The sequence below is a fragment of the Streptomyces sp. NBC_00045 genome (assembly GCF_045041095.1).
Taxonomy (GTDB): domain Bacteria; phylum Actinomycetota; class Actinomycetes; order Streptomycetales; family Streptomycetaceae; genus Streptomyces.
The window spans coordinates 6,301,479-6,316,638 of sequence record NZ_CP108271.1; the positions used below are offsets into that span (position 1 = coordinate 6,301,479).

3 protein-coding genes are annotated in these 15,160 nt (G+C 74.9%); all 3 read right to left on the reverse strand.

The genetic code is table 11. The features are described 5' to 3' along the window. Nucleotides 1-3 precede the first annotated feature (3 nt). From OHA65_RS29345 to OHA65_RS29355, 3 genes are read right to left on the reverse strand one after another with little or no spacing between them, the layout of a single operon-like run. Nucleotides 4-1,362 carry a cytochrome P450 gene (locus tag OHA65_RS29345; RefSeq protein ID WP_405757306.1) on the reverse strand — a complete coding sequence of 453 codons (1,359 nt, stop codon included), beginning with the start codon at nt 1,360-1,362 and terminating at the stop codon, nt 4-6. Further along, complete coding sequence (locus tag OHA65_RS29350; protein WP_405757309.1) at nt 1,359-8,759, reverse strand: amino acid adenylation domain-containing protein; 7,401 nt, start codon at nt 8,757-8,759, stop codon at nt 1,359-1,361. Before OHA65_RS29350 ends, OHA65_RS29345 begins: the two co-directional genes overlap by 4 nt. A 41-nt stretch (nt 8,760-8,800) precedes the next feature. Next, nucleotides 8,801-15,145 carry a non-ribosomal peptide synthetase gene (locus tag OHA65_RS29355; protein WP_327279194.1) on the reverse strand — a complete coding sequence of 2,115 codons (6,345 nt, stop codon included), beginning with the start codon at nt 15,143-15,145 and terminating at the stop codon, nt 8,801-8,803. Nucleotides 15,146-15,160: the final 15 nt, after the last annotated feature.

Consider the following 15,160-nt stretch of genomic DNA (forward strand, 5'->3'; position numbering starts at 1 on the left):
TGGTCAGTAGCGGACGGGCAGGGCCGTCAGCGCGCGGTTGAGGAGGGACGGCTGCCAGGCGTGCTGCTCGGGAAGCAGCTCCAGGCCGGGGTACTCGCGTACGAGTACGTCGACCACCGCGCCGGCCACCAGCCGGGCCAGCGCCGCCCCGATGCAGAAGTGCGCGCCGAACCCGAACCCGAGGTGCGAGGCGCTGCCCCGCCGGACGCTGAACAGGTCCGGGTCGGGGAAGCGCGCCGGATCGCGGTTGGCCGCCGCCGTGACCAGGAACAGCCGGTCTTCGGCGCGTACGGAACGACCGTCGAGGTCGAAGTCCCGGGCGGCGGTGCGGATCGACATCTTCGACGGGCCGTCGAAGCGCATCGCCTCCTCCACCGCCATCGACACCAGCTGCGGATCGTCGCGGACGGCGGCCAGCTCGTCGGGGTGCTCCAGCAGGGCGAGCACGGTGTTGACGATCAGGTTGCTGGTGGTCTCGCCGCCGGCGAAGGCCATCTGCGTCAGCATCCCGACGAACTCCTCCTCGCTGACCGAACTCCCTATCTGGCCGCCCGCCAGCACGGCGCTGATCAGGTCGTCCTTGGGGTCGGCGCGGCGCTGGCGCACCAGGTCGGCGAGGTAGTCGTCCAGGTTGACCAGGGACTGGAGCGAGGTGCGGTACTCGCGCTCCTCCTGGGCGGCCCCCAGGACGAGGTCGCCGACCCGGGCGTTCCAGTACCAGAAGGACGGGCCGTGAGCCTGGGGGACGCCCAGCCAGCGGGCGAAGACCAGGGCGGGCAGCGGCCGGGCGATGTCGGCGACCAGGTCCCCGATCCTGCCGGGGACGGCGCGGCGGGCGAGCATGGCGCGGGTGGCGCGCTCGACGAAGGCCCGGTAGCGGCCGATCGCGCGGGCCGCGAACTGCTCCTGGAACACCTGGCGCAGCCGCCGGTGCTGCGGGGCGTCGTTGAACACCATCCAGCGGGACAGGATCGCGAAGGCCCGCTCGGCGTCCTCGCGGGCGCCCTCCGGCACGGCGTCCATCAGCGGGCGCACCCGCTCGGCGGAGACCGCCGGGTCGCGCAGGCAGTGCATCAGCTGGGCGTGCCCGGTGACGAGCCAGGCCCGGTGCATGGCCGACCAGTACACGGGGTCGTGGTCGCGCAGGGAGTTCAGGTACCCGTACGGGTCCGCGTTGACGGCGGGGTCGAGGAGGTAGCGCTCGGTGAAGCCGGCAGCCGGGGCGGGGGCCGGCGGCCGGACCTGCGGGGCGGACGGGGAGGCGGCCCGCGGCGCCGTCCTCCCCGTGACCGGGCACACCAGCCCGGTCTCGGTCGCGGTCGCGGTCGTGGTCGCGGGGGTGTGGGTGGTCAGGACGGTCATCGGCGTTCCTCCGACTGGATCCGGCCGAGCACGGCAGCGGTCTTGTGCATCAGCCGTTCGGACATCATGGACATGTGGTCGCCTTCGGTGACATGGACGGTCAGCCCGCCGAGCGCGGTCTCGCGCCAGCGCTCGACATAGGTCCGGAAGTCCACGTCGAGCCCGGGCATCGCCTCGCCGTCGGGCAGTTCCGCGGCCGCGCTGCCCACCACGAGGTGGACATGGCCGGAGTAGGGGCGCAGCTCGTAGCCGGCCAGTGCGGTGAGCAGCGAGTGCCACACCTCGATGGGGGCGTGCTCCACCAGGGCCGCCTCGCCGGGGCTCATGCCGGCGCCCAGCAGCAGCGTGGTGAGCTCGGCCACGGCCGTCACGCGCTCCGCGGACGGGGGCAGCGCGCGGACGCGATCGCGCATCCGCAGCCCCCGCTCCATGTCCCGGCCGACCGCGGCGAGGCGTTCGCGGGCCGCCGGGTGGGGCAGGTACGGCTCGATCAGCGTCAGCGGGGCGACGGTGTGACCGGCCTCGTGCAGCTGGGTGGCCATCTCCAGGGCGATGTTGGCGCCCATGGACCAGCCCAGCAGGTCGTGCGTGCCGTGCCCGCCGTGCACGGCCAGCTCGGCGGCGTAGTTGGCCGCGATGCCGGCGATCGTGGTCGGGTCCACACCGCCGAGCAGCCCGCGGGCCTGGAAGGCCCGGACCGGCTGCCCCGGCGGGAGGGCCCGGGCGAGCGGCACGTACCAGGCGCCGCTGCCGCCGCTGGGGTGCACGCACCACAGCGGGGAGCCCTCGCCCTCGCGCAGCCGGACCTCCGAGGTGACGGCCCGGGGCGGCGCGAGCGGGTCCGCCGGGCCGGCGGGCCGCGCGGCTTCCGCCGCCGCCTCGGTGGCGCGGGCGGCGAGCCGGGAGATCGTCGGGAGTTCGAGCAGGTCCCGTACGGAGACGCTCAGTCCGCGGGCGGCGGCCTGCGCGGCGACCCGGACGGTGGAGAGCGAACTGCCCCCGAGGGCGAAGAAGTCGTCGTGGACGCCGACCTGGGAGATGCCGAGCACCGTGCGCCACACCTCGGCGAGGACCACCTCGGCCGGGGTGCCGGGCGCGACGTACGCGGTGGCGCTGTGCAGGCGGTCGGCCGAGGGCAGCGGCAGGGCCTTCTTGTCGACCTTCCCGCTGCTGTTGACCGGCATCGCGTCGAGGAAGACGAACCGGGCGGGAACCATGTAGGCGGGCACCTTGGCCCGCAGGGCTCGGCGGAAGGGTTCGACGACGGGTTCCGCCCCCGCCTCGGGGACCACGTACGCGACCAGGGCCGGCTCGGGCAGGTCGCGCCGCAGCAGGACCACCGCCTGCTGCACGTCCGGCAGTTCCCGCAGCCCGTGCTCGATCTCGCCGAGCTCGATGCGGAACCCGCGCAGCTTGACCTGGCTGTCGCGGCGGCCCAGGACCTCCACGGCGCCGTCGGGCAGCTGGACGCCGATGTCGCCGGTGCGGCACAGCCGGCCGCCGGGGGCGCCGTACGGGTCGGGGACGAACGCCGCGGCGGTCAGGTCGGGGCGGTTCACATAGCCCCGGCCGATGGCGCGCCCGCCGAGGTAGACCTCGCCCTGCACCCCGACGGGGACCGGCTGGAGGTCCTCGTCGAGGACGTAGACCTGGGTGTTGCGCATCGGCCAGCCGATCGGCGGACGCTTGCAGTCCGGCTTGAGGAGGGTGGAGACGGACCACACCGCCGTCTCGGTGAGCCCGTAGACGTTGTAGAACCGCCGTCCGCGCGCCCACTTCTGGGCCAGTTCGGCGGGGCACGCCTCGCCGGCCACCTGGAGGGTCCGCAGCGCGGGGAAGCGGTCCTCGCCCAGGGCGGCCAGGGCGCTCGGTGCCAGCATGGCGACCGTGATCCCGTAGTCGAGCAGGGTGTTCGACAGGTCGGCGCCTGCGCGCAGCGCCTCCCGGGGCGGGGTGCACAGCTGGGCGCCGTTCGCCAGGGCCCACGTCAGGTCCAGGATCGAGACGTCGAAGCTGAGGGAGGCGAACTGGAGGACCCGGTCGGCGGGGGTCACGGGGAACAGGTCGCGCTGCCCCTCCAGCATGTTGGTCAGGCTGCGGTGCTGGATGGTGACGCCCTTGGGCGTTCCCGTGGAGCCGGAGGTGTAGAGGACGTAGGCCGCGTTGTCCGCGGTGACCGGCAGCGCCGGGGCGGCGTCCCCGACGGGGCCGGCCCAGGTCTCCGGGTCGTCGACGACCAGGGTCGGGCCGTCGAACGGGACCGTCCCCAGCAGCGAGGACTGGGTGATCAGCACCGGCATCCCGCTGTCCTCGACGATGAACTTCAGTCGGTCGGCCGGGTGCTGCGACTCCAGCGGCAGGAAGGCGCCGCCCGATCGGAGCACACCGAGTACGGCCCGGACCATCTCCGGACCCCGGTCGAGGCAGATGCCGACCGGTACCTCGGGGCCGACACCGAGCGCGCGCAGGCGGTCCGCCAACTGGCGCACCGAGGCGTCCAGTTCGGCGTAAGTGACCTCGTGCTCGCCCTGCCGGACGGCCACCGCGTCGGGCGTGCGCGCGGCGTGCTCGGCCACGCACTCGTGGAACATCAGCGGGGTGTTGGGCAGTTCGGGCCCGCGCCCCCACTCCTCCAGCGCGCGGATGCGTGCCTCGCCGGCCAGCGCCGGCGCGGTGACGGGCGCCTGCGGCCGCGCGGTCATCGCCTTCAGCACCCCGCACATCAGGTCGGCGAGCTGCTCGGCGGTGGCCGGGGCCAGGTAGTCCGGGTCGACGTCGAGGGTGAAGGACTCGATGCTCGCGTTGAGCATCAGCGGGAACGCCGTGCGGGCGATCTCCAGCGAGTCGTCCCAGCTGTCCCCGGACAGTCGGTGGAAGTTGACGTAGTTGAAGAGGGTGTCCGCCAGGCTGGGCGTGCCGGGCCGCAGCTGCGCCATCCGGGCCAGCGGCACCCTGCGGTAGGGGAGCATCTCCTGTTCGGCGGCGAACGCCGCCCGCAGGTACTCCAGCCAGCTGCCCCGGGGCCGCCGCACGCCGAACGGCACGGTGTTGAGGAACAGCCCGCGCATCCGGTCCGCGCCCGGCACCTCGGGCCGGCCGTTGGTGACCAGGCCGATCGAGTGTCCCTCGGCGGAGCCGTCGCGCTCGGCGAACAGGCTCATGGTGTGGTGGAACGCCGAGAGCAGGACGGTGCGGCGGGGCACCCCGGCCAGCTTGGCCAGCCGGCCGATCGGCTCGGCGAGGGCGGCGTAGGAGCGGCGCACCTCGTGGACGACCTGCCCGCCGTCGGAGGCCTCCGTGCCGCGCCGTGTGAACCGGATCGGGCTCAGGTCGCTCAGCGCGGACCGCCAGTAGTCCAGGCCCTCCTCGTCGACGAGCGCGGCCCGCTCCAGCGCGACGTACTCGGCGTACGGGGGCGCCGCCGGCAGCTGCGGGGTCCGGCCCTGCGCCACGGCCTGCCGGTGCAGGTCGAGCAGGTCCGCGATGAGCGAGGTCAGGCTCCAGCCGTCGAGGACCACGTGGCAGTCGGTGAGGGTGAGCCGCAGCTCCCGGTCGGTGAGCCGGTGCAGGTGGATGCGGACCAGCGGAGGGGCCGCCAGGTCGAAGCGCCGGGCGAACTCCGCGTCGACGTAGCCCCGGACGGACGCCCACTGCTCCTCGTGCGGCAGGCCCCGCAGATCGCTGTAGCCGACGGGGAGTTCCGCGGTGCGGTGCACCAGCTGGAGCGGCTCGGAGAAGGACACCAGGTCGATGGAGGACCGCAGGATGCTGTGGCCGCGTACGACGGTGTCCACCGCGGTCTGGAACGCGCCGAGGTCGAAGCCCTCCGGCACGGTGATCTTGAGGTCGGTGACGTTGTGGTAGGCGCCGCGGCCCGGGTCGGCCAGCATCTCGTGCAGCATGCCGGCCTGGAGCATGGTCAGCGGGTACGCGTCGTCGAGCCCCTCCGGGAGCCGGGCCGCGTCCGCCGGGTCGAGCTGGGAGAACGGCTCCACGGGCGCGGGGCCGCCGCAGTCGGCCGCGTCCGTCGCCAGCGCCGCCAGGTCGCCCAGGGTGCGGGCCCGGAACAGGTCCGGCACGCTCAGGCCCAGTCCGGCGGAGCGGGCCTGCCCGATCACCCGCAGGGCCAGCATCGAGTCGCCGCCCAGGTCGAAGAAGTTCGCCGTGCGGCTGATCCGCTCGGCGCCCAGCACGTCCGACCAGATGCGGGCCAGCGCCTCCTCGGTCGCACCGACCGGCGGGACGTGCCCGGCGGGCGCGGCCGCCCCCTCGACCGCCACCGCCACCAGCGACGTGCGGTCCACCTTGCCGTTGGTGGTGATCGGCAGCTCCGGGTGCCGCACGAACAGCGCGGGCACCATGTACTCGGGCAGCGTCAGCCGCAGCCGGTCGCGCAGGTCCGGCGCGTCCAGCGGCCGGCCCTCGGTCAGCACCACGTGGGCGACCAGGCGGGCGCCGCCGTGCGCGTCGGGCCGCGCCACCACCGCCGCGTCCCGTACGCCGGGCAGCGCGCGCAGCGCCGTCTCGATCTCACCGGGCTCGATGCGGAAACCGCGGATCTTCACCTGGTGGTCGGCCCGCCCGGCGTACGCCAACTGGCCGTCGGGCAGCACCCTTACCAGGTCACCGGTCCGGTACATACGGGTCCCGGCCGGACCGAACGGGTCGAGGGGGAACCGCTCGGCGGACAGCTCCGGCCGGTTGCGGTAACCGCGGGCGACGCCCCCGCCGGCCACGTACAGCTCACCCACCGTGCCGTGCGGCACCAGCCGGCCCGCGCGGTCCAGGACGTAGCCGTGCTGGCCCGCCAGGGGGCGGCCGATCGGCGAGGACACGGCGCTGACCGTGTCCTCCTCGGTGATCAGCCGGTAGGTGACGTGCACGGTGGTCTCGGTGATCCCGTACATGTTCACCAGAGCGGGCCGCCCGTCCTCGGGCACGGCGAACCAGTCGCGGTAGTCGCGGGCGTCGAAGGCGTCACCGCCGAAGACCACGGTGCGCAGCGCGAGTGCGCCGAACTCCTCGCCCTGCTGGGCCAGATGGGCCCGCAGCCCCTTGAAGGCGGCCGGGGTCTGGTTGAGCACGGTCACGCGCTCGTCGCGCAGGACGGCGTGCACCGCGGCGGGGTCGCGGACCTCGTCCTCGGTCAGCACCACCACCCGCCCGCCGGAGGTCAACGGGGCCCACAGCTCCCAGACGGAGAAGTCGAACGCGGGGGAGTGCAGGAGCGTCCACACGTCGTCGGCGCCGAAGTCGAAGTGGCGGTCGGCGGCGCCGAGCAACCAGGCGAGGTTGCCGTGGGTGATCTCGACGCCCTTGGGCTGTCCGGTCGACCCGGAGGTGTAGATGACGTAGGCGAGGGTGTCCGGGCCGGGGAGCGCGTCCGCGAGGGGGTCGTTGGCCCCGCTGCGTTCGCCGGTGCGGTCGCCGTCGCCGGCGCAGTCGGCGGCCAGCGGGATCACGCCCACCGGCAGCCCCTCCACCGCGGCCCGGCCCACACCGTCGGCGACCACCCACTCCACCCCGGCGTCACCGACGGTGAACTCCCGCCGGGCCCGCGGGTGGGCGGGATCCAGCGGCAGGTACGCCGCGCCGGCCCGCCAGACGCCGAGCAGCGCCACGGCCAGGTCGACCGAGCGGCCCAGGCACACGCCGACCAGGGACTCCGGGCCGATGCCCGCGGCCCGCAGTCGCCGGGCCAGGGCCAGGGAGGCCGCGTCGAGTTCGGCGTAGGTCAGGCTGCGGCCCCCGCCGCAGACGGCCACCGCGGCGGGGGTCAGCCGCATCCGCTCGGCCAGGCGCTCCAGGGCGAGCCGCGGAGCAGGCTCGGGCACGGAGTCCGCCGGGGGGCGGTTCGCGGGGCCGTCTTGGCCGAGCAGTGCGGCCCGCTCGTCCCCGGTGAGCAGGTCGGCCATGCCGAGCGGCACGTCCGGGGCCTCGGCGAACGCCCGCAGCACCGCGACCGTGTGCTCGGCCAGCGTGGCCACCGAAGCCGCCTCGAACAGGTCGGGGCGGTAGACGAACCGGAGTCGGATGCCGTCCGCGTCCTCGCCGACGTCGAGCGTCAGGTCGAACTTCGCGGTGGTCAGCTCGATGGGGAAGGCCGTGCCCGTCGCCCCGCCGAGGGCGTACGTCTCCTGCCGCGCGGTGGCGGAGTGCGAGAACAGCACCTGGAACAGCGGGTTGCGCGACAGGTCCCGCTCGGGGCTCAGTTCGTCGACGACCCGCTCGAAGGGCAGGCTCTGGTGGGAGAGGGCGCCCAGGACGCTCTCCCGGGTCCGGGCCAGGAGCTGCGCCGAGGTCGGGTCGCCCCCCAGATCGGTGCGGATGACCAGGGTGTTCACGAAGAAGCCGACCAGCTGCTCGATCTCGGGGCGCTCGCGGTTGGCGACGACGGTGCCGATCGCGATGTCGTCCTGGCCGCTGTGGAAGGCGAGCGCCGCCTGGAAGGCGGCCATCAGGGTCATGTACGAGGTGGTGTCGGCCCGTCGGTTGAGCTCGGCCAGGGCCGCCGTCAGCGGCGCGGGGAGCTCGACGGCGTGCACGGCGCCGGCGAAGGTGCGCACGGCGGGGCGCGGGTGGTCAGTGGGCAGTTCGAGCGGTGTCAGGCCGGAAAGGGTCGTGCGCCAGTAGTCCAGTTCCGTGCTGTCGTCGGCCCCGCGCTGCCAGTGCGCGTAGTCGGTGTACTCGACGGGTGGCGCCGCGAGCTGCGGGGGCCGGCCCCCGCTCCTGGCGTGGTAGCAGGCGCTCAGGTCGCCCGTCAGGACGTCCAGGGACCAGCCGTCCGAGACGATGTGGTGCATGGCCAGCACCAGCACGTGGTCGTCGGCGGCGATCCGCAGCAGGGTGGCCCGGAACGGGGGCGCCGCGGCCAGGTCGAAGGGGCGCAGCGCCACCTCCCGTACGGCCTCGGCGAGCGCCGCGCGGCCGCCGTCGCGCACGGCCGGGGGCAGCTCGACCACGTCCAGGCCCGCCGTGTCGGCGGCGGCGAGCACGTGCTGGGCCGGCACGCCGTCCTCGTGGGAGAACACCACCCGCAGCTGCTCGTGGCGGGCGACGAGGTCTCCGATCGCGGCGCTCAGCGCGGCCACGTCCAGCGGGCCGGCGAACCGCCAGGCCGCGGGCATCAGGTACTCGACGCCGCCGGGGTCGAGCTGGTCGAGGAAGTACAGGCGCTGCTGGGCGGCCGACAGGGGGGCATGGGCGGGGCGCGGTTCGAGGCGGGGGATGCCCGCGGGCGCGGCGGCGGTCTTGCCGCGCAGCCGCATTTCGAGGAGCCGGCGAGCGGCCGGCGAGAGACCGGCCGGGGCACCGGGGGCCGCGGTGGCGGCCGTGGCGGGCGTGGCGGCGGTGCCGGTGGCGGCGGTGGCGGAGGTTTCGACCTGCGCAGTGGTCATTGCGAGTGCCGTCCAATCAAGGGCTGGGATCGCCTGGGCGATCAGAAGTCGGAGGTCAGGGACAGGTCGATCTCGTCGTCGCTCATCGCGGATATCTGGTCGATGAGTTGCCGTTCCACTTCGATGGCGAGCAGTTCGACCGTCGGGTGGTCGAACAGGTCGCGCACCTGGATCGGGCAGTCGAACGCGGTGCGCAGTCGGGACGCGGCCGCCACGGCGCGCAGGGAGTGCCCGCCGAGGGCGAAGAAGTCCCCGTGGATGCCGACCTCGGCCAGGCCCAGGACCTCGGCCCAGATCTGGGCCGTCACGACCTCGGTGGGGGTGCGCGGCGCCACGGACGCGGCCGGTTCGGGCAGTGCGGGGTCGGGCAGGGAAGCCGTGTCGACCTTGCCCTGCACGGTCCGGGGCAGGGCGTCGAGCAGGACGAACGCGGCGGGCACCATGTAGCCGGGCAGCTGGGTCCGGCACCAGGCGGCCAGTGTCCCGGCGTCGAGCCCCCGGCCGGCCGCGTAGCCGACGAGGGCGCGCTCGCCGCGCAGTTCGCGGACCAGGACGGCCGCGCCGTGCACGCCCGGGTGCTGTTCCAGGACGGCTTCGATCTCGGCCGGTTCGATGCGGAAGCCGCGGATCTTGACCTGGTCGTCGGTGCGGCCGAGGAACTCCAGTTCGCCAGTGGGCAGTCGGCGGACCAGGTCGCCGGTGCGGTAGAGCCGGCCGCCGTCGCCGGCGTACGGGTCGGGGACGAACTTCAGGGCGGTGAGGGCGGGCTGTCCGAGGTAGCCGCGGGCCAGCTCCGGGCCGCCGATCAGCAGCTCGCCGGGCACCCCGACGGGTGCGAGCTGGTCGAGCGCGTCGACCACGTACGCCCGGCGCGAGCCCAACGCCCGGCCGATCGCGACCCGGCCCTGGACCGGTGCGGTGACCGGCTGGGCGGTGGCCGAGATGACGGCCTCGGTCGGCCCGTACGTGTTGACGATCGGCACGTCGGGGAGGTGCGCGAACCAGCGCTCCAGGGGCGCCGAGGGCAGCGCCTCGCCGCCGGTGACCAGCAGCCGCAGGCTCTTGAGGTCCCCGGCGACGGTGTCGAGCCGGGCGACGATCTCCTCCCAGTAGGCGGGGGTGGCCTCCATGACCGTGACGCCCCGGGTGCGGACGGCCTCGGCGAGCTCCTCCACCGACCACACCTCGTCCGGGCGGACCACCACCGAGGCTCCCGCGCCGAGGGCGGGCAGCACCTGCTCCAGGGACGCGTCGAAGGAGAAGGAGGCGAAGGCGAGGACACGGTCGTCCGCCGTGATGCCGAACAGCTCGCGGGCCGCGGCGGTGTGTGCGCCGAGCGCGTGGTGTGCGACGCCGACGGCCTTGGGGCGGCCGGTGGAGCCCGAGGTGAAGATGACGTAGGCGAGGTCACCGGGATGGGGGGTGTGGCGGGGCGCGTCCGGGTCGGGCACGACGGTCTCGACGGGCACGGTCCGCGGGCCGAGCGCGGCGGCCAGTGCGTGCGTCGAGGCGTCGCTGAAGACGCTGCGCACGCCCGCCTCGGCACACATGAACCGCAGCCGGTCCGCCGGCAGCCGCGGGTCGAGCGGTACGTAGACCCCGCCGGCCCGCCAGATCGCGGCCATGGCGGCGACCGAGCGGATGCCGCGCCCCAGGCACACGCCGACCGGTGTCCCCGGCCGTACCCCGGCGGCGGCGAGGGCGCGGGCCAGCCCGCCGGTCATGCCGTCCAGTTCCCCGTACGTCAGGGTCTCGTCCCCGCAGAGCAGCGCCGGCGCGTCCGGGGCGCCCGACACGGTGAACGGGACCGCCGCCGGGGCGGCCACCGCGGAGCCCGCAGCTCCGGCCAGCTCCGCGTACTCCGCGGGCGACAGTAGCTCCAGCCGTCCGACGGCCTGCTCCGGATCGGCCACCACCGCCGCCAGCACCCGGCCCACGTGCCCGGCGAACCGGGTGACCGTGGCGGCGTCGAAGAGGTCGCTCGCGTACTCCACGTTCAGCGCGAACCGGTCGGGATAGAGCAGGAAGGTCGCGGTCAGGTCGAACTTGGCCGAACCCCACGGCAGGACGAAGTGCTCCACGTCCAGTCCCTCGACCCGCGGCCCACCGGCGGCGCTCTCCTGGACGTCGAACATCACCTGGAACAACGGGTTGCGGGAGGGGTCCCGTTCCGGCCGCAGCTGCTCCACCAGCCGCTCGAACGGCACCTCCTGGTGGTCGAAGGCCCCGAGCACCGACTCCCTGACCCGGCCCAGGAACTCCGTGAACGACGGCTCGCCGGACAGGTTCCCGCGCAGCACCACCGTGTTCACCAAAAGCCCCACCAGCCGCTCCAGCTCCAGCTGGCCGCGGCCCGCGACCGGTGTGCCCACCGCCACGTCCTGCTGCCCCGACCAGCGGCCCAGCACGATCTGCACCACGGCCAGCAGCACCGTGAACCGCGTCACCCCGCAGCGCCGGGCCAGCTCGCCGAGCGCCGCCTCCAGCTCCCGGGGCAGATCGATCTCGACCGCGCCGCCCCGGCCCGACCAGCCCGCCGGGCGCGGCCGGTCCGTCGGCAGCTCCAGTACGGGCACCCCCGCCAGCGCCCGCTCCCAGTACGCCAGCTGCCGTTCCAGTACCTCACCGGCCATCCGGTCGCGCTGCCAGACCGCGAAGTCCCCGTACTGGATCGGCACCGGCGGCAGCTCGGCCGGACGCCCCGCCACCCGGGCGGCGTACGCCTGCGCCAGCTCACCGATGATCACGTCCTTGGACCAGCCGTCGGTCGCCGCGTGGTGGAAGGCGATGACCGCGACGTGGTCCTCGGGGTCCAGCTCCCACACCCCGGCCCGCAGCAGCGGCGGCCCGGCCAGGTCGAAGCGGCGGGTGGCGTACGGGACGGCCACCTCCCGCAGCCGCTCCAGCCGCACGGCCTCGTCGTCCCCCGGCGGGGCCGACTGCCACACCAGCGGTACGCGGACCCCGTCGACCACCCGCTGCGCCGGCCGGCCGTCCACCTCGACCAGCGCGGTCCGCAGCGCTTCGTGCCGGGCCACCACCTCGTTGAGGGCGCCCTGCCAGGCGTCCCGGTCGAGCCCGCCGCGCATCCGCCACGAGAACCAGAGCACGTACTCGTCGCCGACGTCGGACATGCGGTCCAGGAACCACATCCGCTCCTGCCCGAAGGACAGCGGCAGCGGCCCCGAGCGGTCCACGGGGACGACCGTCGCCGCGCCCGCCTGCCGGGCCGCGGCCACCAGCGGCCCGAACCCGCGGATGCGGGGGTTCTCGAACAGGGTGCGCAGCTCCACCTCGCGGCCGAGCCGCTCCGCGATCCGGGACACGGCCATGGTGGCGAGCAGGGAGTGGCCGCCCAGGTCGAAGAACCCGTCGTCGATGCCGACCCGGTCGACGCCCAAGACCTCCGCCCAGATCTCGGCGACCACCCGCTCGGTGGCGTCGCGCGGCGCGACGAACTCGGCGCCGCCCGCCGCCCGGTCCCGCTGCGCCGGCCCCCCGTCCGGCCGCGCCGCGGGCAGGGCGGCCCGGTCGAGTTTGCCCGAGGCGTTCACGGGCAGCGCGTCCAGCGCCACGAAGTCAGCGGGCACGGCGTAGTGCGGCAGCCGGCCGGCGCAGTGGGACCGCAGCGCGGCGGGCTCCACGGGGCCGTCGGGCCCGGCCACCACGTAGCCGGTCAGGCTCTTGCCGCCCTGGGCGTCCTCGCCGACGGCCACTGCGGCGGCCACCACCCCCGGGCACGCGGCCAGGGCCGCCTCCACCTCGCCGAGTTCGATGCGGAAGCCGCGGATCTTGACCTGGTCGTCGGTGCGGCCGAGGAACTCCAGTTCGCCGGTGGGCAGTCGGCGGACCAGGTCGCCGGTGCGGTAGAGCCGGCCGCCGTCGCCGGCGTACGGGTCGGGGACGAACTTCAGGGCGGTGAGGGCGGGCTGTCCGAGGTAGCCGCGGGCCAGTTCCGGGCCGCCGATCAGCAGCTCGCCCGGTTCGCCGACCGGTACCAGCTCGTCCTGCGCGTCGACCACGTACGCCCGGCGGGAGCCCAGCGGCCGCCCGATCGGCACCCGGCCGTCGTCCCCGGCCGCGCCGATCTCGTGCGTGGTGGCGGTGACGGTGGTCTCCGTCGGTCCGTACGCGTTGAGCACCCGCACCTGCGGGGCCCGCGCCAGCCAGGCGGCCAGCGCCGCCGACGGGACGGACTCCCCGCCGAGGATCAGCAGGCGCAGCCCGGCCAGCGCGGCCGCCGTGCGGTCGGTCAGCGAGAAGGCCAGCTCGGCCCAGTACGTGGGCGGCAGGTTCAGGACGGTGATCCCGTGCCGCTCCACCACCGCGGGGACCTGCGCGGGCAGCCACTGCTCGTCGGGCCGGACCACCAGGGTGGCCCCGCAGCCGAGGGCGGTCAGCAGCTGGTCCAGTGAGGCGTCGAAGGAGAAGGACGAGAAGGCGAGCACCCGGTCCCGGGAGGTGATCCCGAACTCTTCGCGGGCGGCCGCGACGTGCGCGGCGATCGCACCGTGCTCGATGCCGACGGCCTTCGGCCGCCCGGTGGAGCCCGAGGTGAAGATGACGTACGCGAGGTCCCGCGGACCGGGGGTGTGGTGCGGGGCGTCCGCATCGGGCGCGGCGTCCTCCACCCGCAGTACCCGCGGGCCGAGCGCGGCGGCCCGTTCGCCGGTCGCGGCATCGGTGAGCACGCAGTGCAGACCGGCCTCCGCGGCCATGAACCGCAGCCGCTCCTCGGGGAGCGCGGGATCCAGTGGCACGTAGACCCCGCCGGCCCGCCAGATCGCGGTCATCGCGGCCACGGACCGCACCCCGCGCTCCAGGCACACGCCCACCGGGGTCCCCGGACCGACGCCCGCCGCCCGCAGGGCCGTGGCCAGGCCGCCGCCGAGCGCGTCCAGCTCCCCGTAGCGCAGGGACTCCTCCCCGCACACCAGGGCCACCGCACCGGGCTCACCGGCCACGGCGAACGGCTTCGCGGCCGGCGCCGGGCGCCCCGAGCCCGCCATCGCGACCAGCCGCCGGCGCTCCTGGCCGGGTAGCGGCTCCAGCCGGCCCGCGAGTTCGGCCACGGACGTCTGCGGCGAGGCCGTCACCGCGCGCAGGAGCGCGACGTAACCCTCGGTGAAGCGGACCATCGTGCTCCGGTCGAACAGGGCCGTGGAGTACTGGAGCCGCGCCGCGATGCCGCCGCCCGCGCGCAGGCTCAGGTCGAGGAACACGTCCAGCGGGGTGCCCGTCAGCGGGGTCCGCACCAGCGCCACGTCCAGCTCGTCCAGGCGGGCCGCCGACGGGACGGTGTTGAGCAGGGTGAACGAGGCCTGCGCGAGCGGGTGGCGGGACAGGTCGCGCTCGGTGACCACCTCGCCGACGACCCGGTCGAACGGCGCTTCGGCGTGCGAGAAGTCCCGCAGGGCCGCCGACCGGACCCGGCCCAGCAGCCCGGCGAAGCTCGGATCGCCGGACAGATCGGTGCGCAGCACGATCGTGTTCACGAACGGCCCGATCAGAGCGCCCACTTCGGGGCGCCCGCGGTCGGCCAGGGTGGTGCACACGGCGATGTCGGTGCGGCCGGAGTAACGTCCCAGCAGGGCCTGGTACACGGAGAGCAGCAGCATGTAGCGGGTCGCCCGCTGTTCCCGGGCCACCCGGTCGACCTCGGCGACCAGCTCGGCCGGCAGCTCGAAGCGGACCACGTCCCCGGAGCCGTCCCAGAACGCGGGTCGGGCCCGGTCCGCGGGCAGCGCGAGCGGGGCGACCCCGGCCAGCCGCTCCCGCCAGTACCCGAGCAGCCGCTCCATGCGCGGACCGTTCAGCCGCTCGGCCTCGGTGCGGGCGACGTCGGTGTACTGGAGCGCGGGCGCGTCCACCGCCTCTCCCCGGTAACCGGCGTCCAGTTCGCGCAGCAGTACGTCCCAGGACCAGCCGTCCACGGCGATGTGGTGGACCACCAGGAGCAGCACGTGCTCCTCGGGCCCGATGCGGGCGAGCGTGGCGCGCAGCGGGTGCTCCTTCGCCAGGTCCAGGGGGCGCGCCAGCTCCCGGTCGAACAGCTCGTCCGTGCCGGCCACCTCCACCCGAGCCAGCCGGGTGCGGCCCGGCGGGTCCACCTGCGGTACGGGCTCGCCGTCGACGGCCGTGAACCGGGTGCGCAGCACCTGGTGGCGGTCCACGATGCCCGACAGCGACCGCTCCAGCGCCGGGACGTCGAGCGCGCCGCGGATGCGCAGGGCCAGCGGGAGCAGGGACTCGGTGGAGCCTCCGGTGAGCTGGTCGAGGAACCACAGCCTCCGCTGCGCGAACGACACTCCGTCACCGTCACGGACGACGTCGCCGGCTTCGCTGCCGTGCCTCGCCGGTCCGCCGTGCGCTGCGACAACCTTCACTGTGGGCCTCCAAGC